Genomic DNA, 25,990 nt, shown 5'->3' on the forward strand with positions numbered 1-25,990 from the left:
TGATGGTCAACATACCCCGGAATAGGAGAATGTCATGACCGACGGAACCGACCTTGTGCAGGAGATCGAGGATCTGGGCCATGACCTTGCTGCCGCAAAGGACAGCATCACCAAGCGGTTCATCGGCCAGGAACGCGTCGTCGACCTCACCCTCGCGGCGCTTCTGTGCGGCGGCCATGCGCTGCTGATCGGCCTGCCGGGGCTGGGCAAGACGCGCCTCGTCGGCACGCTCGGCAAGGTGATGGGGCTGCAGGACAACCGCATCCAGTTCACCCCCGACCTGATGCCCGCGGACATCCTCGGCTCCGAGGTGCTGGAGACGGCCGAGGACGGCACGCGCTCCTTCCGGTTCATCCGCGGCCCGGTCTTCTGCCAGCTGCTGATGGCCGACGAGATCAACCGCGCCAGCCCGCGGACCCAGTCGGCGCTGCTGCAGGCGATGCAGGAGAAGCACGTCACCGTCGCGGGCGCCGAGCATGCGCTCGGCCAGCCCTTCCACGTGCTCGCGACGCAGAACCCGATCGAGCAGGAGGGGACCTATCCCTTGCCCGAGGCGCAGCTCGACCGGTTCCTGGTGCAGATCGACGTGCCGAACCCGGACCGCGACACCGAGCGCGACATCCTCCTGGCCACGACCGGCGTCGAGGAGGCCGACTCGGTGCAGGTCTTCACCGCCGAGAAGCTGATCGCGGCGCAGACGCTCCTGCGGCGGATGCCGGTGGGCGATGCGGTGGTCGAGACCATCCTCGATCTCGTGCGCGCCTGCCGTCCCGAGGATCCGACCGCGCCGCAACCGGTGAAGGACATGGTCAGCTTCGGCCCCGGGCCGCGCGCGGCGCAGTCGCTGATGCTGATGGTGCGCGCGCAGGCGCTGCTCGAGGGGCGGCTGGTGCCGACCGCCGAGGATGTCGCCCGCATGGCGGTGCCGGTGCTGACCCACCGCATGCAGCTGACCTTCGCGTCGCGCGCCCGCGGCCAGAGCCTGAACGGCCTGATCCGCAGCGTCGCCGCCCAGATGACGAAGGTCGAGGCCGCGGCATGAGCGATCCGGGCCGGGGCAGGTCCCTGGAGCTCTATTTCGTCGACGGCACGCCGGACGGGCTGGTGACGGCCGAGATGTTCAACTGGACGGGCCATGTTCTGATGGTGCCGCGGGTGCGGCTGGAGACCGCGCTGCGCCGCCCGGAGGCGGGCTATACCGGCGTCTACCTGCTGATGGGCGAAAGCGGGGGCCGCGCGCAGCTTTACATCGGCGAAACCGAGCGCCTGTCGGCGCGTCTCCGGCAGCATGCCGCCGACAAGGACTGGTGGGACCGCGCGGTGCTTGTCACGGCGCGGGCGGATGCGCTCAACAAGGCGCATGCGCGCTACCTCGAGGCGCGACTGGCCGAGATCGCCCGCGGGCTCGGCCGCGATCTGGAGAATGGCAATACCCCCGGCGGGGCGGGGCTGTCGGAGGCGCAGGCGGCGAATATGGAAGGCTTCCTCTCGGAACTGCGCGTGGTGCTGCCGGCGCTCGGGGTGACTGCCTTCGAGGACCGGCGGCGCGCGATTTCGGCTCCGGCCGGCCAGAGTGCCAACGACCCGCAATCCATCAGCGGGGTGCCCGCGCCGTCAGGTGCGACAGCCTTCGAGCTTCGCATGCCGAAGCACTCCCTCGTGGCGCATGCGAGCCAGATCGACGGGGAATTCGTCGTGCGGGAAGGGTCCTTCGCCAGAGCGGAGTGCTCGAGCGCGACGCCGCAGACCTATGCGCAGAGTCATCAGGATCTCGTGGCCTCCGGCGTGCTCGTGCCCACGACGGAACCGGGGCGGCTGGTTTTCGTGCGCGACTACGCTTTCAACAGCACAAGCGCGGCTGGGGCCGTCGTCGCCGGGCGCTCCTGCGCCGGACCGATCGAATGGCGCGTCGAGGGCACTGGCCAGACCTGCCGCGACTGGGAAGCGGCGCGGCTGGCCCTCGTAACGGAGGCGGCGGCATGATCCGGACGCCTGCCGATCTGCGCCGCGAAGCGCACGGGCTCTCTGCCGCGCTGCCGCCGCTTCTGGCCGATGCCGAGCATCTGGCCGCCAACATGCTGCTCGGCGCGCATGGCCGCCGCCGTCCCGGCACTGGCGAGGAATTCTGGCAGTACCGCCCCGCCCAGGCCACCGACGAGGCGCGGCTGATCGACTGGCGCCGCTCCGCGCGCTCCGACCAGCAGTTCATCAAGGAGCGCGAATGGCAGGCCAGCCAGACCGTGCTGATCTGGGTCGACGGCGCGCAGTCGATGAGCTTCGCCTCGAAGGGCATGCCGCCCAAGGCCGATCGCGGCCGGTCGCTGGCGCTGGCCGCCGCCATCCTGATGCTGCGCGCGGGCGAGCGGGTCGGCCTCGCGGGGCTCGACGTGCCGCCGCGCACCGGCGAGATCCAGCTCCTGCGCATGGCCGAAGGGCTCCTGCAGGGGGCGGGCGGCGATTACGGCGCGCCCGATATCCGCGGCATGATGTCGAAATCCCGCGCGCTCTTCGTGTCGGATTTCATGGGCCCGTTCGACCAGGTCGAGGCGGCGCTGACCCAGGCGGCCGACCGCGGCGTGCGCGGCGCGCTGCTGCAGATCCTCGATCCCGAGGAGGAGGCCTTCCCCTTCGACGGGCGCACCGTCTTCGAGAGCATGGGCGGCGGGCTCGCGCATGAAACCCTGCAGGCGGCCTCGCTGCGCGACCGCTACCTGGAGCGGCTGGCCGAGCGCAAGGCGCGGCTTTCCGACCTCGCGCGGTTGACCGGCTGGCAGTTCGCCTGCCACCATACCGGCGAGAGCGCGCAATCCGCGCTGCTCTGGCTCTACGGCGCGATGGAGAAGACCCGCTGATGCTGACCCTGGGTTCCCTGGGATTCACTGCCCCCGCGCTCCTCTTCGCCCTCCTGGCCCTGCCGGTCCTGTGGGTGATCCTGCGCGCCGTGCCGCCCGCGCCGGTGCGCCGCCGCTTTCCCGGCGTGGCGCTGCTGCTGGGGCTGACCGACGACGAGAGCCAGACCGACCGCACGCCCTGGTGGCTGCTGCTGCTGCGGATGGCGGCGGTGGCGCTGGTGATCCTGGGCTTTGCCGGGCCGGTGCTGAACCCGTCCCAGACCGCCGGCGGGCGCGGGCCCCTGCTGATCGTGCTCGACGGCAGCTGGGCGGATGCGCGCGACTGGACGCGGCGGCTCGACCGGGTGGAGGCGGCGCTGACCGAGGCGGCGCGCGACGGCCGCCCGGCCGCGGTGACGACGCTGACGGACCTGTCGCCGGGCGAGCTGCCCTTCCAGGCGGCCGAGACCTGGCTGACCCGGCTGCCCTCGCTCGTCCCCGAGCCCTGGGCGCCCGATGCCGCGGCCGTGGCGGACTGGGCCGAGGCGCTGCCTGACGAGGGGTTCGAGACGCTCTGGCTCTCCGACGGGCTGGCCCGTCCGGGGCGCGACGCGCTCCTGGCCGCCTTCGAGGACCATGGCCGCGTGCGGATCTTCGAAAGCCCGCGCCCGGTGATGGCGCTGCGCCCGGCGGTCTACGAGGACGGGGTGATCCGGCTCGAGGCGCTGCGCGAGCGCGCGGGCAGCGAGGCGGGCTTCGCGGTGGCGGCGCGCGGTCTCGACCCGACCGGGGCCGACCGCATCCTGGCCCGCGCCGAGGGCAGCTTCGAGCCCGAGGCCACAACGGCGACGGTGGAGCTGAGCCTGCCGGCCGAGCTGCGCAACCGCGTCACCCGCTTCGAGATCGAGGGCGTGCGCTCCGCCGGCGCGGTCTCCCTGGCCGATGATGCGCTGCGCCGCCGCGAGGTCGCGCTGCTGTCCGGGCAGGGCGAGGGCGAGGGGTTCGAGCTGCTGTCGCCGCTGCACTACCTGCGCCAGGCGCTGGCGCCGAATGCCGACCTGATCGAGACCGACCTCGCCGACATGCTGCTGGCGAACCCCGACGTGCTGGTGCTGGCCGATGTGGCGCGGCTCTCGCCCGCCGAGGAGACGCAGATCGGCGAATGGGTCGAGAAGGGCGGGCTGCTCCTGCGCTTCGCCGGGCCGCGGCTCGCCGCCTCGGATGTCAGCCGCGAGACCGAGGATCCGCTGATGCCGGTGCGGCTCCGCGCGGGCGGCCGCTCGGTCGGCGGGGCGATGAGCTGGGGCGCGCCGAAGACGCTGATGCCCTTTGCCGAGGACTCGCCCTTCTACGGGCTCGCCGTGCCGGGCGAGGTGACGGTGACCGCGCAGGTGCTGGCCCAGCCCGATCCCGACCTGGCGGAGCGCACGATCGCGGCGCTGCAGGACGGCACGCCCCTGGTGACGCGCAAGGCGGTGGGCGAGGGGCAGGTGGTGCTCTTCCATGTCACCGCCAATGCCGAATGGTCGAACCTGCCGCTCTCGGGGCTCTTCATGTCGATGCTCGAACGGCTCTCGGTCGCGGCCGGCAGCGCCCGGCCCGATGCCGCCGCGCTGGAGGGGACGACCTGGGTGGCCCAGGAGGTGATCGACGGCTTCGGCGCGGGTGCCGAGGCCGGAACCATGGCGGGGGTGCCGGGCGAGCGGATCGCCGAGGGCGTGCCCGCCGCCGACATGCCGCCGGGGGTCTATGCCGATGGCGACCGCCGGCTGGCGCTGAACGTGACGGGAGCCGACACCGTGCTGACACCGACCGCCTGGCCGGAGCGCATCCCGGTCGAGGGGCTCGACATCCGCCAGGAAACGCCGCTGAAGGGCGGAGTGCTCTCGGTGGCGCTGCTGCTGCTGATGGCGGATCTGCTGGCCTCGATGTGGCTTTCGGGCAAGATGCCCCGGATGCGCCGCGCAGGCGCGGCCGCGATCCTGGCGGCGGCGCTGCTGGGGCTGCCGCAGGGCCAGGCGCAGGCCCAGGAGGACGCCGACGCCAAGGCGATCGCCGCGACCGCGGAGGTGACGCTGGCCTATGTCCGCACCGGCGACGCCCAGGTCGACGGCATCACCCGCGCGGGGCTCGCCGGGCTGTCGGACGTGCTGTATTCGCGCACTTCGATCGAGCCGGCCGATCCGACCGAGGTCGATATCGAGACCGACGAGCTGAGCTTCTTTCCGCTGATCTACTGGACGGTGACGGCGGACCAGCCGCTGCCCTCGGCGGAGGCCTATGCCAAGCTGAACCGCTATCTGCGCACCGGCGGCATGATCGTCTTCGACACCCGCGACGCCAATGTGGCGGGCTTCGGCGGCGGCACCCCCGAGGGGCGGCGCCTGCAGGAGATCGCCACCGGGCTCGACATCCCGCCGCTGGAGCCGATCCCGGCGGATCACGTGCTGACCCGCGCCTTCTACCTGATCCAGGACTTCCCCGGCCGCTTTGCCGGGCGCGAGGTCTGGGTCGAGGCGGCACCGCCCGGCGCCGAGGCGGTCGAGGGCATGCCCTTCCGCGATCTCAATGACGGGGTGACGCCGGTGGTGATCGGCGGCAATGACTGGGCGGGCGCCTGGGCGACGGATGACCGCCGCCAGCCGATGCTGCGCGTCGGATCGGGGCTGGGCGGCGAGCGCCAGCGCGAGGTCGCCTACCGCTTCGGCGTCAATCTGGTGATGCATGTGCTGACCGGAAACTACAAATCCGACCAGGTCCATGTCCCGGCCCTGCTCGACCGGCTGGGGAACTGAGCCATGACGGACCAGATCGTCTTCGCCCCGCTCGTGCCGATGGCGCTTGTCTGGACGCTGGCCGCGATGGCCGGGCTGCTGGTGGTCTTCGCCGCGGTGAACCGGCTCTCGGGCTGGTGGCTGCGCGCGCTGGCGGCAGTCGCGCTGCTTGGCGCGGCGGCCAATCCCTCGCTGCAGGAGGAGGACCGCACGCCGCTTTCGGACATCGTCATCGCGGTGGTCGACGAGACCGCCAGCCAGCGGCTGTCGGACCGGGCGGATCAGACCGGGGCGGCGCTCGAGCGGCTGCGTGCCGAGGTGGCGCAGCGCCCGGGCACCGAGCTGCGCGAGGTCGTGGTGCGCGATGCCGACGGCAACGAGGGCTCGATGGTGATGCAGGCCATGGCCGAGGCGCTGGCCGACGAGCCGCGCGCCCGCGTCGCCGGGATCGTGGTGATCTCGGACGGGCAGATCCACGACATGGAGGGCGCGCCTTCGGTGCCCGCGCCGGTGCATCTGCTGATGACCGGCCATGACAGCGACTGGGACCGGCGGCTGATCGTCAAGAACGCTCCGGCCTTCGCCATTCTCGGCGAGGAATTCCACCTGACGCTGAGGATCGAGGACCAGGGACGGGTGCCCGCGGACCTGCCGCAGATGGCGACCCTGTCGCTGGCGCTCGACGGCGGCGAGCCCAGCACCTACCAGGTGCCGGTGGGCGAGGATATCGACCTGCCCGTGGTGCTGCCCCATGGCGGCATGAACGTGATCCAGTTCACCCTGGCCGACAGCCCCGGCGAGCTGACCGACCGCAACAACGCCGCCGTGCTGCAGATCAACGGCGTGCGCGACCGGCTGCGCGTGCTGCTGGTGTCGGGCGAGCCGCATGCGGGCGAGCGCACCTGGCGCAATCTGCTGAAATCCGACAGCTCGGTCGATCTGGTGCATTTCACCATCCTGAGACCGCCGGAGAAGCAGGACGGCGTGCCGGTCACCGAGCTGAGCCTGATCGCCTTCCCGACGCGGGAGCTCTTCCTGGAGAAGATCGACGAGTTCGACCTGATCATCTTCGACCGCTACAAGCGGCGCGGCATCCTGCCAGTGATCTATCTCGACAATATCCGCCAGTATGTCGAAGACGGCGGCGCGGTGCTGGTCGCCGCCGGGCCGGATTTCGCCGGCGCGACCTCGATCTACCGGTCGCCGCTGAACCAGATCATCCCGGCCGAGCCGACCGCGCGGGTCTACGAGCAGGGCTACAAGCCGCAGCTCACCGATCTGGGGCGGCGCCATCCGGTGACCGAGGGGCTCGATGCCTGGGGCGCGGAGAATGCGCCCGACGGCGCAGAGGCGCCTTATTGGGGCCGCTGGTTCCGGATGATCGACCTGGCGCCGAAATCCGGCGAGACGGTGATGTCGGGACCCGAGGACAAGCCGCTGCTGGTGCTCGACCGGGTGGGCGAGGGGCGGGTGGCGCTGCTGGCCTCCGACCATGCCTGGCTGTGGAACCGCGGCTTCGAGGGCGGCGGACCGCAGCTCGAGCTGCTGCGGCGGCTGGCGCACTGGATGATGAAGGAGCCCGAGCTGGAGGAAGAGGCGCTCTGGGCCGAGGCCGAAGGCCAGTCGATGACGGTGATCCGCCGCACGCTGGAGGACAGCACCGGCGACATCACCATCACCGGTCCCGAGGGGCGGAGCTGGACGCTGGCGCCAGAGGAGGTCAGCCCGGGCCGGTTCGAGGCGGAATTCGACGCGCCGGAGATCGGGCTCTACCGCATCACCGACGGGGTACTCGACGCGGTGATCGCGCTGGGGCCCTCGGCGCCGCGGGAATTCGAGCAGACCATCGCCTCGGGCGAGGCGATCTCGCCCCTGGTCTCGGCGACGCGCGGCGGAACGCTGGCGCTGGAGGACGGCGCGCCCGATCTGCGCGAGGTGCGGCCCGGACGTCCGGCGGCCGGGCGCGGCTGGATCGGGATCACCCCGCGCGAGGCCTATGTCACGGCCGATCTGCGGATCATGCCGCTTTTGCCGCCCTGGGCCTTCCTGTTCCTGGCCGCGGCGCTGGTGATCGGCGCCTGGCTCCTGGAGGGGCGCCGCCGCCGGGCGGTCTGAGCCCTTTCCGCAAGGTGGCGCGGGCGGAGAGCGCGGAGCTCCCGGATCAGGTCCGGGAGGCCGCGGGACGCCTGGCTCAGGGCAGCTCTTCGCCGATCTCGGCGAGGCTCTCGGCAGGCAGCTTGCCCTCGAGCAGGAGCCGCCGCGAGGAGGAGGCGAATTCGCGGTACCAGATGGTCCCGGCGGTCGCCAGCGTGGTCAGGATCAGCGCCACCGGCCCGAGCAGCCAGCCGAGCGTGCCGAGCGCGAAATAGACCGAGCGCAGGCCGCGGTTGTAGGAGCGCGCCGCCTCGATGTTCAGCTCGGCCGCCATCAGCGCGCGGCGCCGCGCCTCGGGGTCGGAGGCCTCGTTCGGGATCGCCCCCATCATCACCGAGCAGTAGCCGAAGACCCGGTGCGACCAGACGAACTTCATGAAGGCGTTGGTGATCAGGAGGAGCGGCAGCAGGATCTTCACCTCCCAGAGGATCGAGGCGGTCGGGCCCATCATCAGCTCGGAGGCGACCTTGTCGAGCCGGTCGGTATTGCCGATCAGCGCCAGCGCGCCGCCGATCGCGATCAGGCAGGCGGAGGCGAAGAAGGCGGTGCCGTCGCGCAGCGAGCCCAGCAGCGTCGCGTCATGCACCCGCGGGCTGCGGTCGATGTTGTTCAGCATCCATTCGCGGCGGTACTGGCGCATCAGCCGGTTGACCGAGGGGCGCGACTGCCGCGGATGCTCGACATGCCAGCCGACCAGCCCCCAGCAGAGGATCGCGAAGACGGCGGCCAGCAGGTCGGGCCAGGAGAGGAGCAGGAAGAGCGTCGTGATATCCATGATGGAACCCATAGCGCAGGCGCGCGGCTGCGGGGAAGGGGCTTCAGCCGGGGTGCTGGACTTCGCCCAGGCGGAAGGCGGCCGCGCCGCCCGCGAGGGCCATGGCGGCGAAGACGGCCAGCACGGTCCCGGCGCCCGCCGCCTCGGCCAGGAGCCCGAAGCCGCCGCCGAGCAGCAGGAGCCCGCCGGTCAGGGTATTGGCCAGCGCCGTGGCGGCGGCCTTGCCGCCGGGGCTCTGCATGTCGGTCAGATGGGTCTTCCGCCCGATCCGCGCGCCCTGGTAGGCGCATTGCGCGGCGAAGACGAAGCCGGCGGTGCCCCAACTGCCGCCGAGCCCGCCCGCGGCCAGTGCCGCTGCGGCGGCCGCGCCCAGCACGGCGGCGGCGGCGAGGCCCGAGAAGGCCAGCACCTGGCGGCTCGAGCGGTCGGCGAGCCGTCCCCAGCCATAGGAGGAGAGGATCGCCGCGGCCGAGGAGGCGATCATGAGGAGGCCGAGATTGCCCGGGCCGTCCTGCCCTGCGGCATGGCCGAGCATCACCAGATAGGGCGGGGCGAGGGCGGTGGAGATCATCAGCGCGCGCACCGCGAGGTAGCGCCGGAAGCCGGGATCGCTGCGCAGGGGCGCCAGGAGGCCGGACAGGCCCCCGGGCGGGTCGGGCTCGGCCGCGGGCTCGTCGAGTGTCGCGAAAAGCGCCCCGGCGCCGAGCCAGAGCGCGCCCGCTACGGCGACGGAGCCCGCGATCCAGACCGGCTCGCGCGGGACGATGCCGAGCCCCAGCAGCACCGCCCAGGCGAGGACCGCCGCCGAGCCGGCCGAGCCCGCGAGCCCGGTCAGCGTGCCCCGCGTGCCCTTCTTCAGTGTGCGCGAGGACACGTCCTTGAAGCTTGCCGAGCAGGCGGCGCGGGCGATGGCCAGGACCGCGAGCGCGGCGAGGATCGTCCATCCCGCGGCGGCGCCCTCGAGCAGGAGCGCGGCCGCCGCGATGGCGAGCGCGGCGAGCCCCTGCACCGCGGCCCCGGCGGCCCAGGCGATGCGGCGATGGCGCATCCGCTCAATCCGCCCGGCCAGCGCGAGCTGCGGCAGGAGCGCGCCCGCCTCGCGCACTGGCACCAGCGCGCCCGTCAGGTAGCCCGGCGCGCCGAGCGCGGAGAAGAGCCAGGCGAGGACCAGCTTCGGCTCGATCAGCCCGTCGGCTATCTTGGTGGCGGCAAGCGAGAGGAAGGCGGTGGCGAAGCGGCGGGCCTCGCGCGGATCGGCACCGGCGCCCGGGCGCGCGGTCAGGCGGTAGAAGGTCTGGCTGAGCATGGGAGCCTCGCTGGAGAGTGCCGGGGATCTAGGGCGTTTCGGCGCAAGCGCGAGACATCCGGCAGCACTTTCCGCCGTGATACCGCAGTTTCCGCGCGGCGCCAGGCGCGCCCTTGCCGCGCCGTCGCGTGCCGCGGGCTGTGAGCCGGACCTTGATGGCGGCGGTAAATGGCGCAAAGCTCGGTGCCGGAGCTGCCGCAGGAGGACCGCATGGCCCAAGGAGACCGTGACCGCGCCCGCCGCCGGACTGTCCTCGGGGCCGTCTTCGGGGCGGCGCTCCTGGCGGGGCTGCTGCCCGGCTTGGCCGTGTCCGGCGAGCGGGGCGCGCCGCGGGCGCTGCCGGCGGGATCGGCGCGGGTGCTGCTCTCGGCGCCGCAGCAGGCGGGCTATTCGGCGGTGGGCCAGGTGCGCACCGGGCCCAAAGCGCGCCACTGCACCGCCACGCTGATCGCCCCCGACCTGGTGCTGACCGCGGCGCATTGCGTGTCGAATCCCGGGACCGGCTGGGTGGCGCAGCCCTACCGCACGGTGTTCTGGCCGGCCTACCGCAAGGGCGGGGAGGCCGGGGCCGTCGCCGCTGCGGCGCTGGCCGTAGCCGGGCGCTATCTCGAAGGGGCCGCGCTGGCCGAGGATCTCGCGCTCCTGCGGCTGAAGGCGCCGGTGCCCGCCGAGGTCGCCCGGCCGATCCCGGTGGCGGAGGCGCCGCTGCTGCGCGGCCATCCGCTCGAGGTGCTGTCCTTCGGCTATGACGCGCCCGACGCGCTGGCGCGCGAGGCGCCCTGCGAGGCGCTGGCGCCGCTGCGCGGGGCGATGGTGACGAGCTGCGAGGCGGTGGGCGGCATGTCGGGCGCGCCGGTGATCGTCGAGGATGCCGAGGGGCGCCTGCGGGTCGCCGCCGTGGTCTCGAGCCGCCTGGCCCGGGCCGGCGGCGGGGCGGGGCCGGGCGGCCGCGCGGTGGTGGTCCCGGTGGGGCCGGAGGCGCTTGCACGGCTCGCCGCGGGGCTTGCCGCGCCGGGGGCGCAGGCGGCGCCGTCGGGGGGATGAATCGGGGGGTTGAAACCGTCCGGGGCAGTTCCCAGCTAATTCCCGTGGGACGCCGGATACGGGTTCCGCGCACCGCCCGTCCCCGAGGGGAGGGCATCACATAGGACATCGCTCAAGGAGGATATCCCCATGCGCAGCTTCGATCTCGCGCCGCTCTATCGTGCCACTGTCGGCTTCGACCAGATTGCCGATCTCATGGACCGTGTCACGTCCACCGATGTGAGCCGCGAAAGCTACCCCCCCTACAATATCGAGAAGACCGCCGATGATGCCTACCGCATCTCGATCGCGGTCGCAGGCTTTGCCGAGGACGAGCTGACCGTCGAGGTCAAGGAGCACGCCCTGGTCATCTCCGGCCGCAAGGCCGAGGCGGCCGAGCCGCGCACCTACCTGCATCGCGGCATCGCCACCCGCGCCTTCGAGCGCCGCTTCACCTTGGCCGACCATGTCCGCGTCACCGGCGCGGCGGCCGAGAATGGCATGCTGCATGTCGACCTGAAGCGCGAAGTGCCCGAAGCGCTGAAGCCCCGCCAGATCGAGATCGCCCGCGGTCTCGCCCGCGCGGCGGCCGAGGAGCCGAAGGCCGTCAACTGACGGCCCGGACCCGGGGCGCGCGCAAGCCGCCCCGGAAGCGGCGGCCGCGCTGCGGCGGAGATTTCCTGCGCCCAGCCGCCCTGCGCGGCCCGTCCGTTCCCCCGGTCCGGATATCAGAACGTGCCAGAGCCGCCGGTCCCCCCCGGCGGCTTTGCGCTATTGGCCTCGCGGATCATTGCATGGCTTGGCGCAGCGCCCCGCAGATGCGATGCTTGCCATGTTCGGCTATTTTGCCGGCAGGGAGGGCCCGTTCCGGGCGAGGGGATGACATGGACGACATTATCGACGCCTTCCGCAGGGCGGTCTTCGAGAATTACGCGACGTTTTCCGGCCGGGCCGCGCGGGGCGAGTTCTGGCGGTTCGTGCTGGCGGTGATCCTGCTGAACCTGATGGCGGGGCTCGCCGACGCCTTCGTGCTGGAGCCGGTCTTCGGACTGCCCGGGGCGGCGGGGGTGCTGGCTTCGGCGATCGGGCTGGTGCTGATCCTGCCGGAGCTCGCGCTCGGCGCCCGGCGGCTGCACGATACCGGCCGCAGCGGCTGGTGGCTCGTGCTCCTTCTGCTGCCGGTGATCGGCGCGCTGGCGCTGGTCTGGCTCTTCGCCCAGCCGGGCCTGCCGGAGGGCAACCGCTACGGTCCCGCGCCGCACTGGGACAGGCGGCCGCGCGCCGCTGCCTGACGCGGCGCTTGCGGCAGCCTGCGGCGCCTGCTAGGCCCTGCGCCGACGATGCCGAGGGGCTTGCAAGGAAATGCCGGGACGCCGACCCAATCCGGGGGCGCGCCGGGATGTCGTCAAGGGCGCGGTCTCCGCGTCCGATGGCGGCTTTGCATCCCCGGGCGCAGCACGAGGAGCGAGCCGATGAGCAGCCATTCCCACGATCCCGCCGAGAAGATCGGCGTCATGCTCTGCGGGCACGGCTCGCGCAGCGAGGCAGCCGTGGCCGAATTCGCGGTCCTGGCCGAGAAGCTGCCCGGCTACCTGCCGCCCGAATGGGAGGTGGATTACGGCTATCTCGAATTCGCCAATCCGGTGATCCGCAAGGGGCTCGACAATCTGCGCGACGCGGGCTGCACCCGCATCCTCGCCGTGCCGGGCATGCTCTTCGCTGCGATGCATGCCAAGAACGACATTCCCTCGGTCCTGAACGCCTATGCCGCCGAGAACGGGCTGAAGGTCGATTACGGCCGCGAGCTCGGTGTCGATCCGCGCATGGTCCGCGCCGCCTCCGCCCGGATCGAGGAGGCCGTGGCCGCCGCCGATGCCGCCCATGGCGCGGTCGCCCGCCACGATACCTGCCTGGTGGTGATCGGCCGCGGCGCCTCGGACCCGGATGCCAATTCCAACGTCTCGAAGGTCGCGCGGCTCCTGTGGGAGGGCATGGGCTTCGGCTGGTGCGAGGTCGGCTATTCCGGCGTGACCTTCCCGCTCGTCGAGCCCGCGCTCGAGCATGCCGCGCGGCTGGGCTACAAGCGGGTGATCGTCTTCCCGTACTTCCTTTTCACCGGCATCCTGATCGACCGCATCTACGGCTTCGCCGACATGGTCGCCGCGGCGCATCCCGGCACGCAATGGGTCAAGGCGGGCTATCTCAACGACCACCCGGACGTGCTGGCCACCTTCGCCGAGCGGGTGACCGAGATCCTCGGCGGCGACACCGCGATGAACTGCGCGATGTGCAAGTACCGCACCCAGGTCCTGGGCTTCGAGGCCGAGGTCGGCATGGCCCAGGAAAGCCATCACCACCATGTCGAGGGGCAGGGCGCGGCGGCGCCCGGCTCGAATGTCGCGGAGTGTCAACTTTGCGATAGCTTCTGCACCGGGGCTTGCAGGCTCGATGCCGGTTCCCATCATCATCATGACGGCGACCACCACCACGACCACCACCACGGGCACGGCCATGACCACGACCACGGCGAGCACCACCATCACCCCCATTCCCATGACCACGGCCATGATCACTCCCATGACCACGGGCACCACCACCATCCGGCCTATCCGCATGCGGACCACCCGCTCGGGCCGGAGAGCGTCCGCAAGCATCTGAAGGACGACGCATGAGCCTCGCCTACGAGCGCGACCCGGCCCGGATCTATGCCGAGAGCTTCGCGGCGATCGCCCGCGAGGCGCGGCTCGACCATCTGGAGCCGGACGCGCATGACCTGGCGATCCGGGTCATCCATGCCTGCGGCATGGTCGAGGTCGGGGCCGAGCTGCTGGTCTCGCCCGGCGCGGTCGCGGCCGGGCGCCGTGCGCTGGCGGCCGGCGCGCCGATCTTCTGCGATGCCGAGATGGTCGCCCGCGGCATCATCGCCCGCGCCCTGCCTGCGGGCACGGTGCCGAAGGTGACGCTGAACGATCCCGAGACCCCGGCGCTGGCCGCTGCGCTCGGCACGACGCGCTCGGCCGCGGCGACCGAGCACTGGAAGCCCGCGCTCGAGGGCGCCGTGGTGGCGATCGGCAATGCGCCGACCGCGCTCTTCCACCTGCTCGAGGGGCTGGAACAGGGCTGGCCGCGCCCGGCGCTGATCCTCGGCTTCCCGGTCGGCTTCGTCGGCGCCGCGGAATCGAAGGAGGCGCTGGCCCGGCTGCCCCATGGCATCCCCTTCGCCACGCTGCCCGGCCGCCGCGGCGGCTCGGCCATGGCCGCGGCCGCGGTGAATGCGCTGCTCCTCGGCCTCGGCGGGGACGGCACATGAGCCGGAGACATGCCGCCCCGCGCTGCGGCGTCCCGGGCCTGACCCGGGACCTCCCGGGGGACCGCCCGTGACCGCCCCCTGGCTCGATATCATCGGCCTCGGCGAGGACGGCCCCGACGGGCTCTCGCCCGCCGCCCGCACCCGCCTGGAAGGCGCCGAGGTGATCTTCGGCGCGCCGCGCCACCATGCGCTGCTGCCCGGGCTCGCGGCCGAGCGCCGTGCCTGGCCGAGCCCGTTCAGCGCGCTCGAGGCCGAGATCGCCGGGCTGGAGGGCCGCCCCGTCGCCGTGCTCGTCAGCGGCGATCCGCTCTGGTACTCCGCCGGGCCGCGGCTCCTCGCCGCCCTGCCCGAGGGCGCCGCGACGCTCCACCCGCAGCTCTCCGCCTTCCAATGGGCGGCGGCGCGGATGGGCTGGGCCTTCGCCGATTGCGAGACGCTGACCGTGCATGGCCGCCCGGCCGAGCTGGTGCTGCCGCATCTCGCCCCCGGCCGCCGCCTGCTGCTGCTGACCCGCGACGGGCAGAGCCCGGCCGAGATCGCCGCGCTCCTGTCCCGCGCGGGCTTCGGCCCGTCGCGGATGACCGTGCTCGCCCATCTCGGCGGCCCGCAGGAAAGCCGTCTCGAGGCCACCGCGGAGAGCTGGGAGGGCGCCGCGCCCGACCTGCATGTGCTCGCAATCGACTGCGCCGCGGCGCCCGGCCATGTGCCGCTGCCGCTGACCGGCCTGCCCGACGACGCCTTCGCCCATGACGGCAAGATGACCAAGCAGGAGATCCGCGCCGTCACCCTCGCCGCGCTGGCGCCGCGCCCCGGCGCGATGCTCTGGGACATCGGCCTCGGCTGCGGCTCGGTGGCGATCGAATGGATGCGCGCCGCCCGCGGCGCCCGCGCCGTCGGCATCGAGAGCCAGCCGAAGCGCCGCGCCGTCGCCGCCGCCAATGCCGCGCGGCTCGGCACGCCGGGGCTGCAGATCGTCGCCGGAACCGCGCCCGGGGCGCTGGCCGGGCTGCCCGCGCCGGAGGCGGTCTTCATCGGCGGCGGCCTCTCCGAAGAGACCGTCACCGCCGCGCTGGCCGCGCTGAAGCCCTTCGGCCGGCTGGTGGCCAATGCCGTGACGTTGGAAAGCGAGGCGCTGCTCCTCTCCCTCCAGGCCCGCCATGGCGGCGAGCTGCGCCGCATCTCGGTCGCCCGCGCCGAGCCGGTCGGCCCCTATCGCGGCTGGAAGCCCGCCATGCCCGTCACCCAGTGGAGCCTTGCGACATGACCGGCGGCCGCTGTCCCGCGCGCCCCGGCGCGCCGTCCGCTCCCGCTCCGGCGGCCGGCCTCGCGCGCGCTGCAGACACATCTTGCCACTCATGCGGAGACCCGCGGACATGACCGGAACCCTCTACGGCCTCGGCACCGGTCCGGGCGATCCCGAGCTCCTGACGCTGAAGGCGCACCGGCTGATCTCGCAGGCGCGGGTCATCGCCTATCCCGCCCCCGACAGCGGCGAGAGCTTCGCCCGCCGCATCGTCGCGGACTACCTGCCCGAGGGCGTGCGCGAGATCCCGGTGGTGATCCCGATGCGCGCTGCGCGCTTCCCCGCGCAGGAGGTCTATGACCGGGCCGCCGCCGAGCTCTCCGCGGTGCTCGAGGCGGGCGAGGATGTCGTCGTGCTCTGCGAGGGCGACCCGTTCTTCTACGGCTCCTTCATGTATCTCTTCGGCCGCCTCGCCGGGCGCTTCCCGGTGGAGATCGTCCCCGGCGTCTCGTCGCTCGGCGCTTCCTCGGCGGCGGCGGCGCGGGCGCTCTGCGCGCGGATGGACGTGCTGACCGTGCTGCCCGCGACCCTGCCCGAAGAGGTGCTGCGCGACCGGCTCGCCGCCACGGACGCGGCGGCGGTGATGAAGCTCGGCCGCCATTTCCCCAAGGCGCGCGCGGTGATCGACGGGCTCGGCCTGACGGACCGCGCGGTGCTGGTGCAGCATGCCTCGCTGCCCGGCCAGGCGGTCTGCCCTCTGGCCGAGGCGCCCGCCGAGGTGCCCTATTTCTCGATGATCGTCATCCCCGGAAAGGATGCCCATGTCTGATCCCGTCATCCTCAGCCTGACCCAGGGCGGTGCCGAACTCGGCGAGCGCCTGGCCGGACGGCTGGGCGCGCAGCATCTCTCCCGCGCGGAGCTCGGCTGCGACGTGCCCGGCGCCATCGCCGCGGAATTCCTCGCCGGCCGCCCGGTGATCGCGATCTGCGCCAGCGGCATCGTGATCCGCGCACTGGCGCCCTATCTTTCCGACAAGTGGTCCGAGGCGCCGGTGGTGGTGCTGGCCGAGGACGGCTCGGCCGCCGTGCCGCTGCTGGGCGGTCATCGCGGCGCCAACCAGCTGGCCGCGCGCATCGCCGACATCCTCGGCATCCGCGCCGCGCTGACCACGGCGGGGGATGTCCGGCTTGGCGTGGCGCTCGACGAGCCGCCGGCCGGCTGGGTGCTCGACAATCCCGGCGATGCCAAGGCCTGCGCCGCGGCGCTGCTGGCGGGCGCGCAGGGCGAGCTCTCGGGCCGCGCCGACTGGCTGGAGCCGCTGGTCGAGGATGGCCGCGTGCTGGCAGATCCGGGCGCGGGCGACACTGTGGTGCTCAGCGTGCCGGGCACCGCGCCGCTGGTCTGGCGGCGGCAGGGGCTGGTGCTGGGCGTCGGCTGCGCCCGTGGCTGCCCTCCCGAGGAGCTGGTCGCGCTGGCCTGCGAGACGCTGGCAGGCGCCGGGCTCTCGCAGGGGCAGGTCGCCTCGGTCGCCTCGATCGACGTGAAATCCGACGAGGCCGCGGTCCATGCGCTGGCCGCCCATCTGGGCGTCCCGGCGCGGTTCTTTCCGGCCGAGCGGCTGGAGGCCGAGACCCCGCGCCTCGCCACGCCCTCGGACATCGTCTTCGCCGAGGTCGGCTGCCACGGCGTCAGCGAGGGCGCGGCGCTGGCGGCGGCGGGCGAGGGCGGCGCGCTGGCCGTCGAGAAGAAGAAGACCGCCAATGCCACCTGCGCGCTGGCCTGGCTGGGCAATGGCGAGGCGGGGATGCCCCGCGGCTCGCTCGCCGTGGTCGGCATCGGCCCGGGCCAGGCGTCCTGGCGCACGCCCGAGGCGACCCGCGCGATCGCCGGGGCCGAGCTGCTGGTCGGCTACGGGCTCTATATCGACCTGCTGGGACCGCTGGCCAAGGGCAAGGCGCGCGCCGACTTCCCGCTGGGCGGCGAGGAGGACCGCTGCCGCTTCGCGCTGGAGGAGGCGGCCAAGGGCCGCCGCGTGGCGCTGGTCTGCTCGGGCGATGCGGGCATCTACGCGATGGGCGCGCTGGTGATGGAGCTGATCGACCGGCCCGAGAGCGCCCATGGCGTCTCGGCGGCGGCGCGGCGCGTCGACGTGGTCAACTGCCCGGGCGTCTCGGCGCTGCAGGCGGCCTCGGCCCGGGCGGGGGCGCTTCTCGGCCATGACTTCTGCACTATCTCGCTGTCGGATCTGCTGACGCCCCGCGACGCGATCAAGAAACGCATCAAGGCGGCGGCCGAGGGCGATTTCGTCATCGCCTTCTACAACCCGGTCTCGATGCGCCGCCGGACGCTGCTGGCCGAGGCGCGCGACACGCTGCTGCAGCACCGCCCCGCCGACACGCCGGTGCTGCTGGCCGCGCATCTGGGCCGCCCGGAGGAGAGCCTGCGGCTGCGCCGCCTCGCCGATCTGCAGGTCGACGAGGTCGACATGTTGACCGTGGTGCTGGTCGGCGCCTCGACCAGCCGCGCGGTGCTGTCGGGCGACCGGTCGAAAGGCGCCGACGGGCACTGGATCTACACCCCGCGGGGCTATGCGAAGAAACTGGAGGAGGCAGCGGAATGACCGTCTATTTCATCGGCGCGGGGCCGGGCGATCCCGATCTGATCACCGTCAAGGGCCAGCGGCTGATCGCGGCCTGTCCGGTCTGCCTCTATGCGGGCTCGCTGGTGCCGCCCGCCGTGGTCGCGGGCGCGCCCGGGGACGCGAAGGTCATGGATACCGCGCCGATGCATCTCGACGAGATCATGGCCGAGATCGAGGCGGCGCATGCCGCCGGGCAGGACGTGGCGCGGGTGCATTCCGGCGATCCCTCGCTCTATGGCGCGATTGCCGAGCAGATCCGGCGGCTGCGCGCCGCGGGCATCCCCTTCGAGATCGTGCCTGGCGTCCCCGCCTATGCGGCCGCGGCCGCCGCGCTGGGGCAGGAGCTGACCGTTCCCGAACAGGCGCAGACGGTGATCCTGACGCGCACCTCGATGCAGTCGACCGGCATGCCCGAGGGCGAGGATCTGGCGACGCTGGGCCAGAGCCGCGCGACGCTGGCGATCCACCTGTCGATCCGGAACCTGCTGCATATCGAGCGCGAGCTGGCGCCGCTCTACGGGGCGGACTGCCCGGTCGTCGTGGCCTACCGCGTCGGCTGGCCGGACCAGGCCTTCCTGCGCGGCACGCTGGCGGATATCCGCGGCAAGGTCCGCGCGGCGAAGCTGACCCGCACCGCGCTGGTCTTCGTCGGCCGGGTCTTCGAGGAGAGCGACTTTCCCGACAGCGCGCTCTACGACGCCGCCAAGCCGCATGTGCTGCGGAAGGTGGAGAAGGCCTGAATGGCCGCCGGGCCGCTCCGCACCGGCTTCACCACCGGCGCCTGCGCCACGGCGGCCGCGGCAGCGGCGGCGGGCTGGCTGGTCTCGGGGCGCTGGAGCGATCCGGTGGAGATCGTGCTGCCGCGCGGCCAGGTCGTGCGCTTCGCGCTGGCCGAGCGCCGCGAGGGCGACGGCTGGGCCGAGGCGGGGGTGGTCAAGGATGCCGGCGACGATCCCGACGTGACCCATGGCGTGACCGTGCGGGCGCGGGTGCGCCAGACCGGCGGCGAGGGCGTGCGGTTCCGCGCGGGCGAGGGGGTCGGCACGGTGACCCGGCCCGGCCTGCCGGTGCCGCCGGGCGAGCCCGCGATCAACCCGGTGCCGCGCGAGATGATCGCCCGCGCGCTCGGCCCCGGCGGGTGGGAGGTGACGGTCTCGATCCCCGGCGGGGCGGAGATCGCGGCGAAGACCTGGAACCCGCGCCTGGGCATCACCGGCGGGCTGTCGGTGCTGGGCACGACCGGCATCGTGCGGCCCTTCAGCTGCGCGGCCTGGATCGCCTCGATCCATCGCGGCATCGACGTGGCGCGCGCGGCGGGGCTCTCCCATGTCGCGGGCGCCACCGGGGCGACCTCGGAGAAGGCAGCGCAGGCGCATTTCGGCCTGCCGGAGCATGCCATGCTCGACATGGGGGATTTCGCAGGCGGGATGCTGAAATACCTGGCGCGCCATCCGGTGGCGCGGGTGACGGTCGCGGGCGGGATCGGCAAGCTGGCGAAGCTGGCGCAGGGGGCGATGGATCTGCATTCGAAGCGCAGCCAGGTGGATTTCGCGCAGCTCGCGGCGCTGGCCGGGCGGCCGGAACTGGCCGGGTGCAACACCGCGCTCGAGGCAGTGATGCGGCACCCGCCGCTGGCGGCCCTGGTGGCCGAGGAGGCACGGCGCGTGGCGCAGCGCGTCGCCGGGGACTGCGCGGTGGACGTGCTGGTCATCGACCGGGCCGGCGCGATCCTGGCAGAGGCAGGAGGCCCCGGCTCGGGGGCCGGGGCATGACGGCGCGCTTGGCACTGTTCCGTCCCGGGCTCGACCCGGGACCTCCCCGGCAGCCGCTGTGAGCCGCATCCTGATCCTGGGCGGCACGACCGAGGCCCGCGCGCTCTGCAGCCTCCTGGCCGCGCGGAGCATTGAGGCGGAGGTCTCGCTGGCCGGGCGCGTGCCGGGGACGGACTATCCGCTGCCCGTCCGCTCGGGCGGGTTCGGCGGGGCGGCGGGACTGGCTCGCTATCTGCGCGAGGCCCGCATCCGCGCGCTGCTCGATGCCACCCATCCTTTCGCCGCCGCCATGCCCTGGAACGCAGCGGAGGCCGCCGACGGGGCCGGGCTGCCCCGGGCGATGCTGAAGCGCCCGCCCTGGCTGCCGGGACCGGGGGAGCGCTGGCGCGGCATGCCGGATTTGGCCGCCGCCGCTGCCGCTCTGCCTGCGGGGGCGCGGGTCTTCCTCGCCACCGGGGCGGGCTCGCTTCCGGCCTTCGCCTCGTGCCGCGACTGCCGGTTCCTGCTGCGCCAGATGACCCCGCCGGGCCCGCTGCCGGATCACGTCGAGGTGCTGGTCGCCCGTCCCGGCGCCACGGCCGCGGAGGAGGCCGCGCTCCTGCGGGCGCATCGCATCACCCATCTGGTTGCCAAGAATTCCGGCGGCCCGGCGCGGGCCAAGCTCGATGCCGCGCGCGATCTGGGGCTGGAGGTGCTCCTCGTGGCACGCCCCCTGCTGCCGCCGGGGCGGCTCTTTGCGCGGCCCGAAGCGGCGCTCGACTGGATCGAAGGGCTTGCTTGACACCCCCGCCCGCCGCCCGGCAAATGCGCCGGAGCGACAGAGGAGATGTCCATGGCCCAGAAGATTCCCGCGACCGTCGTCACCGGCTTTCTCGGCGCCGGCAAGACCACGCTGATCCGCCACCTGATCGAGAACGCCAATGGCCGCCGGATCGCTCTGGTGATCAACGAATTCGGCGATCTGGGGGTCGATGGCGGCATCCTGAAGGGCTGCGGCATCGAAGGCTGCGCCGAGGAGGACGTGATCGAGCTGTCGAATGGCTGCATCTGCTGCACCGTGGCCGAGGATTTCGTGCCTGCCATCGAGGGGCTGCTGGCGCGCGAGCCCGCGCCCGACCATATCGTGATCGAGACCTCGGGCCTGGCGCTGCCGCAGCCGCTGGTCCGCGCCTTCCAGTGGCCCGCGATCCGCACCCGGGTGACGGTCGACGGCGTGGTGACCGTGGTCGACGGCCCGGCGCTGTCCGAGGGCCGCTTTGCCGCCGACGAGGCCGCCGTCGACCGCCAGCGCGCGCAGGACGAGGGGCTCGACCACGAGACGCCGCTCTCCGAGCTCTTCGCGGACCAGCTGGCCTGCGCCGACATGGTCCTGGTGAACAAGGCCGACCTGATGGCCGCGCCCGAAGAGGTGACCGCCGCCGTGCATGCCCGCGTGCGCAAGGGCGTGCAGGTGATCCCGACCTCGAAGGGCGCGGTCGATCCGGCGGTGCTGCTGGGGCTCGACATGGGGGCGGAGGACGACATGGAGGCGCGCCACGAGCTGCACCACCATCACCACCATCATGACGACGACGATCACCATGACGGCGACGATCACGATCACCACCACCATCACCACGAGCACGGCCATGACGAGTTCGAGAGCTTCGTGGTCGAGCTGCCCGAGATCGCCGATGCGAAGGCGCTCGAGGCGCGGGTGTCGCAGGCGATTGCCGCGCATGACCTCCTGCGGGTGAAGGGGTTCGCCGCGGTCGCAGGCAAGCCGATGCGGCTGGTGCTGCAGGCCGTGGGGCCGCGGATCGACACGCATTTCGACCGCCCCTTCGCCGCCGGAGAGGAGCGTGCCACCCGGCTGGTCGTCATCGGTCTCGCCGGGCTCGACCGGGCGGCCATCTCGACTGCGCTCGCGGCGCAGACCGAGCCCGCCTGATGCATCTGCTGGCCGCAACGCCCGGAGCTGTCAATGACGGCTCCGAACCCGTCGATCCGGGGCAGAGCCCGGCGGATGTGATCTTCCTCTCGGCCGCGGACACGGAGCTTGCCGCGCTCAGCGAGGCACGGGGCCAGATGGCGGCGCCGCCGGGGCTGCGGCTGGCGAATATGGGCTGGCTGAGCCATCCCTTCACGGTCGACAAGTACATCGACGACACCTGCCTGGGCGCGCGGCTGGTCGTGGCCCGCGTGCTCGGCGGGGCGGCCTATTTCCGCTATGCCGCCGAGCAGCTCTCGGCGCGGCTCGGCGAGGCGGGGATCAAGCTCGCGCTGCTGCCCGGGGACGACAAGCCCGACGAGGAGCTCTTTGCGCTTTCCACTGTCTCGCGCGAAGACTGGGAGCAGCTCTGGGGCTACATGATCGAGGGCGGCCCGGCGAATGCGGCCGGGTTCCTCGAACTCTGCGCGCACATGGCCGGGCAGGGCGAGCGGCCCGCGCCGGCCGCGCCGCTCCTGCGGGCCGGGTTCTACTGGCCGGGGCAGGGCATCGCCCGGGCGGAGGACGTGACCCGCTCCTGGACCGAGGGCGCGCCGGTCGTGGCGCTGGTCTTCTACCGCGCGCTGGTCGCGGGGGCCGGGCTGCATCCGATCGGGCAGATGGTGAAGACGCTGCTGCGCCGCGGGCTCAACCCGCTTCCCGTCTTCGTCGCCTCGCTGAAGGATCCGGTCAGCATCGCGACGCTGGAGGGCATCTTCGGCGAGACCCCGCCGGATCTGATCCTGAACGCCACCTCCTTCGCCGTCTCCTCGCCCGATCCGGCGCGCTGGCAGGGCGAGCGGCCCGCGACCGTGCTCGACGCGACGGGCGCGCCGGTGCTGCAGGTGGTGCTGTCGGGCGCCTCGGGGCAGGCCTGGCTCGACTCGGTGCGCGGGCTTTCCGCGCGGGACGTGGCGATGAACGTGGCGCTGCCCGAGGTCGACGGCCGCGTGCTGACCCGCGCGGTCAGCTTCAAGGACGAGGCCTATTTCGACGAGGCCACCGAATGCATGATCGCCACCTATCGCGGGCTGATGGACCGGGTGGGCTTCGTCGTCGATCTGGCGGAGAACTGGGTGAAGCTGCGCCGGGCCGCCCCCGCGGAACGCAAGGTCGCGCTGGTGCTGGCGAACTACCCGAACAAGGACGGGCGGCTGGCCAATGGCGTCGGGCTCGACACGCCCGCGGCCACGGCCGGTGTGCTGGCGGCGCTGGCGGCGGCGGGCTACGCCGTGGAGAACGCGCCGGAGGATGGCGCGGCGCTGATGGCGCAGGTGCTGGCCGGGCCGACCAACTGGCTGACTGACCGGGCGGAACGGATGGGCGGCGTGCGGCTGCCGGTCGGGACCTACCGCGCCTGGTATGACGCGCTGCCCTGGGAGACGAAGCTGAAGATCGAGGAGCGCTGGGGCGCGCCCGAGGCCGATCCCTTCGTCGAAGACGGCGCCTTCGCGCTGTCGATCCTGGAATACGGCAATGTGGTCGTCGGCGTGCAGCCGGCGCGGGGCTACAATATCGATCCGGAGGACACCTATCACGCCCCCGATCTGGTGCCGCCACATGGTTATCTGGCCTTCTATCTCTGGCTGCGGGGCCCCTTCGGCGCGCATGCGATCGTGCATATGGGCAAGCACGGCAATCTCGAATGGCTGCCGGGCAAGGCGCTGGCGCTGAGCGCGGAGTGCTTTCCGGAAGTGGCGCTGGGGCCGGTGCCGCATGTCTATCCCTTCATCGTCAACGATCCGGGCGAGGGCACGCAGGCGAAGCGCCGCGCCTCGGCGGTGATCATCGACCACCTGACGCCGCCCCTGACCCGGGCGGAGACCTACGGGCCGCTGCGCGAACTCGAGGCGCTGGTCGACGAGTACTACCAGGCGGCCGGCTTGGATGCGCGGCGGATCGGGCATCTGCGCAAGGAGATCCTGTCGATGATCTCGGTGACCGGGCTCGACGAGGATGCCGGGCTGGCCGGGATCGAGGATGACGATGCGCGGCTGCAGCGGCTCGACGCCTATCTCTGCGAGCTGAAGGAGAGCCAGATCCGCGACGGGCTGCACATTTTCGGCGCGGCGCCCGAGGGGCGGCTGGCCCGCGACCTGGCGGTGGCGCTGGCGCGGGTGCCCAGGGGCGACGGGCAGGGGAGGAACGCCTCGCTCCACCGCGCGCTGGCGGCGGATCTGGAGCTGGGCTTCGACCCGCTCGACTGCGACATGGGCGCGCCCTGGACCGGGCCGCGGCCGGAGCTGCTGGCGCAGGCGGCGGAGGATCCGTGGCGGACGGCGGGCGATACGGTGGAGCGGCTGGAGCTGCTGGCGGCGGAGCTCGCCGCGGGAGGAGGCACGCCTCCTCCCGGTCCCTCCTCCGGCGCGGTGCTCGGGGAACTGCGCGAGCGGATCGCGCCGGCCGTGGCAGCGTCGGGCGCGGCGGAGATGGCGGGGCTGCTGACGGCGCTCGACGGGCGCTTCGTGGCGCCGGGGCCCTCGGGGGCGCCGACGCGCGGGCGGCTCGACGTGCTGCCGACGGGGCGGAACTTCTTCTCGGTGGACAGCCGCGCCCTGCCGACGCGCACGGCCTGGACGCTGGGCTGGAAATCGGCGTCGCTTCTGATCGACGACTACCTGCAGCGCGAGGGCGACTGGCCGAAGGCGATGGCGATCACCGCCTGGGGCACGTCGAACATGCGCACCGGCGGCGACGACCTGGCCCAGGCGCTGGCGCTGATGGGGGCGAAGCCCCGCTGGGACGAGATGTCGGGCCGCGTCACCGGCTTCGAGATCATTCCCCTGTCCGCGCTGGGGCGGCCGCGGGTGGATGTCACGCTGCGGGTCTCGGGCTTCTTCCGTGACGCCTTCCCGGCGCAGATCGACCTGATCGACTCGGCGGCGCGCGCGGTGATGGCGCTGGACGAGCCGGAGCACGGGAACCCCGCCGCGGCGCGCTTCCGCGCGGAGGCGGCGGAGCTGGGCGAGACCCGCGCGGGGTTCCGCGTCTTCGGTTCGAAGCCCGGCGCCTACGGGGCGGGGCTGCAGGCGATGATCGACGAGCGGCTCTGGGACCGGCGGGACGATCTGGCGGCGAGCTATCTCGACTGGGGCGGCTATGCCTATGGCGGCAAGGCCGGGGGCGAGGCGGCGCGGGAGGATTTCGCGCATCGTCTCGGACAGGTCGAGGCGGTCGTGCAGAACCAGGACAACCGCGAGCACGACCTGCTGGATTCGGACGACTACTACCAGTTCGAGGGCGGCATGGCGGCAACGGTGGAGGCGCTGCGCGGCAAGGCGCCGGTCAGCTACCATCCCGACCATTCGCGCCCCGAGACGCCGCGGATCCGCACGCTCGACGAGGAGATCGCCCGGGTGGTGCGGTCGCGCGCGGCGAATCCGAAATGGATCGAGGGGGTGATGCGCCACGGCTACAAGGGCGCCTTCGAGATGGCGGCGACGGTCGACTATCTCTTCGCCTTCGCGGCCACGACCGGCGCGGTGAAGGGCCACCATTTCGACATGGTCTTCGAGGCCTATCTGGCCGACGGGACGGTGCGCGACTTCATCGAGGGGGCGAATGCCCCGGCGCTGCGCGAGATGGCGGAGCGCTTTGGCGAGGCGATGGAGCGGGGCATGTGGATGCCGCGCTCGAACTCGGCGGCCGATCTGGTCGCGCGGCTGCGCGGAACGGCGCAGGCCCCGGGCTGAGCCGGGGCTTGGGCGGCGGCGACAGGGCGGTGGCGCGGGCATCCGGGCGCTGCGACCGGCCGCTTCGGCTGCTTTGATCGCGCGGCTGCGCTGAGGCGCGCAAGCGCGTGCTATGCCCGCCTGGACCTGGTCCGCGGTGCTCGCGCCTCGGCGCGGGATGCGGGCACTGCGTTCGAACCCGGCGGCTTGGGCGGCTGCACGGAGAGGCGGAGGTGCGTTCCGCCCTGGACAGGGGCGTTCGCCCGGGCTCCTGTTCTGCGGCACCGAAGTGATGGAGCGGGCATGAGGATGCAGCGCTCGGCCTTGGCTGCCGATCGGCTGGGGCGGCTGCTCGGAGAGACGGAGGCGCGTTCCTCCTTGGGGCAGGGGCACGTCCCGGGTCCTGCACTGCAGCGCCGGATGACTGAGCGGACTTGCGGCTGCCGATCGGCTTGTGTGGCTGCACTGAGAGGCGCAGGCGCGTTCTACCTTGGGCAGGGGCTTGCGCACGGGGTCCTGC

The 25,990-nt window shown here is 72.8% G+C and carries 20 protein-coding genes; 18 read left to right on the forward strand and 2 right to left on the reverse strand.

Translation table 11 applies throughout. The features are described 5' to 3' along the window. The first annotated feature begins 34 nt into the window (after positions 1-34). Genes FGX59_RS16370 through FGX59_RS16390 form a run of 5 tightly spaced genes read left to right on the forward strand, consistent with a single transcriptional unit; the run spans position 35 to position 7,720 of the window. Positions 35-1,042 carry a MoxR family ATPase gene (locus FGX59_RS16370; protein ID WP_138468193.1) on the forward strand — a complete coding sequence of 336 codons (1,008 nt, stop codon included), beginning with the start codon at positions 35-37 and terminating at the stop codon, positions 1,040-1,042. Next, positions 1,039-1,983: a GIY-YIG nuclease family protein gene (locus FGX59_RS16375; protein WP_138468195.1), complete on the forward strand. Its 945-nt coding sequence runs from the start codon at positions 1,039-1,041 to the stop codon at positions 1,981-1,983. The genes FGX59_RS16370 and FGX59_RS16375 overlap by 4 nt, the downstream gene beginning before the upstream one ends. Further along, entirely contained in the window at positions 1,980-2,852 is an 873-nt protein-coding gene (locus FGX59_RS16380; protein WP_138468197.1) for a DUF58 domain-containing protein, read from the forward strand. The genes FGX59_RS16375 and FGX59_RS16380 overlap by 4 nt, the downstream gene beginning before the upstream one ends. Further along, positions 2,852-5,626 (forward strand): DUF4159 domain-containing protein, encoded by a 2,775-nt coding sequence (locus FGX59_RS16385; RefSeq protein ID WP_138468199.1) that lies wholly within the window; start codon positions 2,852-2,854, stop codon positions 5,624-5,626. Before FGX59_RS16380 ends, FGX59_RS16385 begins: the two co-directional genes overlap by 1 nt. A 3-nt stretch (positions 5,627-5,629) precedes the next feature. Continuing rightward, positions 5,630-7,720: a hypothetical protein gene (locus FGX59_RS16390; protein WP_138468201.1), complete on the forward strand. Its 2,091-nt coding sequence runs from the start codon at positions 5,630-5,632 to the stop codon at positions 7,718-7,720. A 76-nt stretch (positions 7,721-7,796) separates the two neighbouring features. On the opposite strand, the gene FGX59_RS16395 is transcribed toward FGX59_RS16390, so the two are convergent. After that, positions 7,797-8,534: a DUF599 domain-containing protein gene (locus FGX59_RS16395; protein WP_138468203.1), complete on the reverse strand. Its 738-nt coding sequence runs from the start codon at positions 8,532-8,534 to the stop codon at positions 7,797-7,799. 43 nt (positions 8,535-8,577) lie between these two features. Next, entirely contained in the window at positions 8,578-9,840 is a 1,263-nt protein-coding gene (locus FGX59_RS16400) for an MFS transporter (protein WP_240722502.1), read from the reverse strand. A gap of 210 nt (positions 9,841-10,050) precedes the next feature. Between FGX59_RS16400 and FGX59_RS16405 the strand changes: the two genes are divergently transcribed. The 13 genes from FGX59_RS16405 (at position 10,051) to cobN (ending at position 25,491) form a co-directional block, all read left to right on the forward strand. Next, the gene (locus FGX59_RS16405) at positions 10,051-10,884 is read left to right on the forward strand and encodes a serine protease (protein WP_171060673.1); all 834 of its coding nucleotides are present in this window, start codon (positions 10,051-10,053) and stop codon (positions 10,882-10,884) included. Between the two features lie 129 nt (positions 10,885-11,013). Beyond that, entirely contained in the window at positions 11,014-11,478 is a 465-nt protein-coding gene (locus tag FGX59_RS16410) for an Hsp20 family protein (protein WP_138468207.1), read from the forward strand. Between the two features lie 269 nt (positions 11,479-11,747). After that, positions 11,748-12,155: a DUF805 domain-containing protein gene (locus FGX59_RS16415; RefSeq protein WP_206078371.1), complete on the forward strand. Its 408-nt coding sequence runs from the start codon at positions 11,748-11,750 to the stop codon at positions 12,153-12,155. 180 nt (positions 12,156-12,335) lie between these two features. Then, positions 12,336-13,535 carry a sirohydrochlorin chelatase gene (locus FGX59_RS16420; protein WP_138468209.1) on the forward strand — a complete coding sequence of 400 codons (1,200 nt, stop codon included), beginning with the start codon at positions 12,336-12,338 and terminating at the stop codon, positions 13,533-13,535. Further along, positions 13,532-14,173 (forward strand): precorrin-8X methylmutase, encoded by a 642-nt coding sequence (locus FGX59_RS16425; RefSeq protein ID WP_138468211.1) that lies wholly within the window; start codon positions 13,532-13,534, stop codon positions 14,171-14,173. The genes FGX59_RS16420 and FGX59_RS16425 overlap by 4 nt, the downstream gene beginning before the upstream one ends. Before the next feature lie 67 nt (positions 14,174-14,240). Then, a complete protein-coding gene (gene cbiE / locus FGX59_RS16430; protein WP_138468213.1) occupies positions 14,241-15,437 on the forward strand; it encodes a precorrin-6y C5,15-methyltransferase (decarboxylating) subunit CbiE in 1,197 nt (398 codons plus the stop codon). A 109-nt stretch (positions 15,438-15,546) separates the two neighbouring features. After that, complete coding sequence (gene cobI / locus FGX59_RS16435) at positions 15,547-16,245, forward strand: precorrin-2 C(20)-methyltransferase (protein ID WP_138468215.1); 699 nt, start codon at positions 15,547-15,549, stop codon at positions 16,243-16,245. After that, entirely contained in the window at positions 16,238-18,037 is a 1,800-nt protein-coding gene (gene cobJ / locus FGX59_RS16440) for a precorrin-3B C(17)-methyltransferase (protein ID WP_138468217.1), read from the forward strand. The genes cobI and cobJ overlap by 8 nt, the downstream gene beginning before the upstream one ends. Continuing rightward, positions 18,034-18,798: a precorrin-4 C(11)-methyltransferase gene (cobM, locus tag FGX59_RS16445; RefSeq protein WP_138468219.1), complete on the forward strand. Its 765-nt coding sequence runs from the start codon at positions 18,034-18,036 to the stop codon at positions 18,796-18,798. The genes cobJ and cobM overlap by 4 nt, the downstream gene beginning before the upstream one ends. Next, positions 18,799-19,830 (forward strand): cobalt-precorrin-5B (C(1))-methyltransferase, encoded by a 1,032-nt coding sequence (locus FGX59_RS16450; RefSeq protein WP_138468221.1) that lies wholly within the window; start codon positions 18,799-18,801, stop codon positions 19,828-19,830. A 58-nt stretch (positions 19,831-19,888) separates the two neighbouring features. After that, a complete protein-coding gene (locus FGX59_RS16455; protein WP_138468223.1) occupies positions 19,889-20,611 on the forward strand; it encodes a cobalt-precorrin-6A reductase in 723 nt (240 codons plus the stop codon). Positions 20,612-20,662: 51 nt separating this feature from the next. Next, a complete protein-coding gene (gene cobW / locus FGX59_RS16460; RefSeq protein WP_138468225.1) occupies positions 20,663-21,760 on the forward strand; it encodes a cobalamin biosynthesis protein CobW in 1,098 nt (365 codons plus the stop codon). Continuing rightward, complete coding sequence (gene cobN, locus FGX59_RS16465) at positions 21,760-25,491, forward strand: cobaltochelatase subunit CobN (RefSeq protein ID WP_138468227.1); 3,732 nt, start codon at positions 21,760-21,762, stop codon at positions 25,489-25,491. The genes cobW and cobN overlap by 1 nt, the downstream gene beginning before the upstream one ends. Positions 25,492-25,990 lie beyond the last annotated feature (499 nt).

Source organism: Poseidonocella sp. HB161398 (assembly GCF_005870025.1).
Lineage (GTDB): Bacteria > Pseudomonadota > Alphaproteobacteria > Rhodobacterales > Rhodobacteraceae > Mangrovicoccus.

Coding starts and splice junctions, on each gene's coding strand:
- FGX59_RS16370 (WP_138468193.1), top strand. CDS start 35: ATGACCGACGGAACCGACCTTGTGCAGGAGATCGAGGATCTGGGCCAT.
- FGX59_RS16375 (WP_138468195.1), top strand. CDS start 1,039: ATGAGCGATCCGGGCCGGGGCAGGTCCCTGGAGCTCTATTTCGTCGAC.
- FGX59_RS16380 (WP_138468197.1), top strand. CDS start 1,980: ATGATCCGGACGCCTGCCGATCTGCGCCGCGAAGCGCACGGGCTCTCT.
- FGX59_RS16385 (WP_138468199.1), top strand. CDS start 2,852: ATGCTGACCCTGGGTTCCCTGGGATTCACTGCCCCCGCGCTCCTCTTC.
- FGX59_RS16390 (WP_138468201.1), top strand. CDS start 5,630: ATGACGGACCAGATCGTCTTCGCCCCGCTCGTGCCGATGGCGCTTGTC.
- FGX59_RS16395 (WP_138468203.1), bottom strand. CDS start 8,534: ATGGATATCACGACGCTCTTCCTGCTCCTCTCCTGGCCCGACCTGCTG.
- FGX59_RS16400 (WP_240722502.1), bottom strand. CDS start 9,840: ATGCTCAGCCAGACCTTCTACCGCCTGACCGCGCGCCCGGGCGCCGGT.
- FGX59_RS16405 (WP_171060673.1), top strand. CDS start 10,051: ATGGCCCAAGGAGACCGTGACCGCGCCCGCCGCCGGACTGTCCTCGGG.
- FGX59_RS16410 (WP_138468207.1), top strand. CDS start 11,014: ATGCGCAGCTTCGATCTCGCGCCGCTCTATCGTGCCACTGTCGGCTTC.
- FGX59_RS16415 (WP_206078371.1), top strand. CDS start 11,748: ATGGACGACATTATCGACGCCTTCCGCAGGGCGGTCTTCGAGAATTAC.
- FGX59_RS16420 (WP_138468209.1), top strand. CDS start 12,336: ATGAGCAGCCATTCCCACGATCCCGCCGAGAAGATCGGCGTCATGCTC.
- FGX59_RS16425 (WP_138468211.1), top strand. CDS start 13,532: ATGAGCCTCGCCTACGAGCGCGACCCGGCCCGGATCTATGCCGAGAGC.
- cobI (WP_138468215.1), top strand. CDS start 15,547: ATGACCGGAACCCTCTACGGCCTCGGCACCGGTCCGGGCGATCCCGAG.
- cobJ (WP_138468217.1), top strand. CDS start 16,238: ATGTCTGATCCCGTCATCCTCAGCCTGACCCAGGGCGGTGCCGAACTC.
- cobM (WP_138468219.1), top strand. CDS start 18,034: ATGACCGTCTATTTCATCGGCGCGGGGCCGGGCGATCCCGATCTGATC.
- FGX59_RS16450 (WP_138468221.1), top strand. CDS start 18,799: ATGGCCGCCGGGCCGCTCCGCACCGGCTTCACCACCGGCGCCTGCGCC.
- cobW (WP_138468225.1), top strand. CDS start 20,663: ATGGCCCAGAAGATTCCCGCGACCGTCGTCACCGGCTTTCTCGGCGCC.
- cobN (WP_138468227.1), top strand. CDS start 21,760: ATGCATCTGCTGGCCGCAACGCCCGGAGCTGTCAATGACGGCTCCGAA.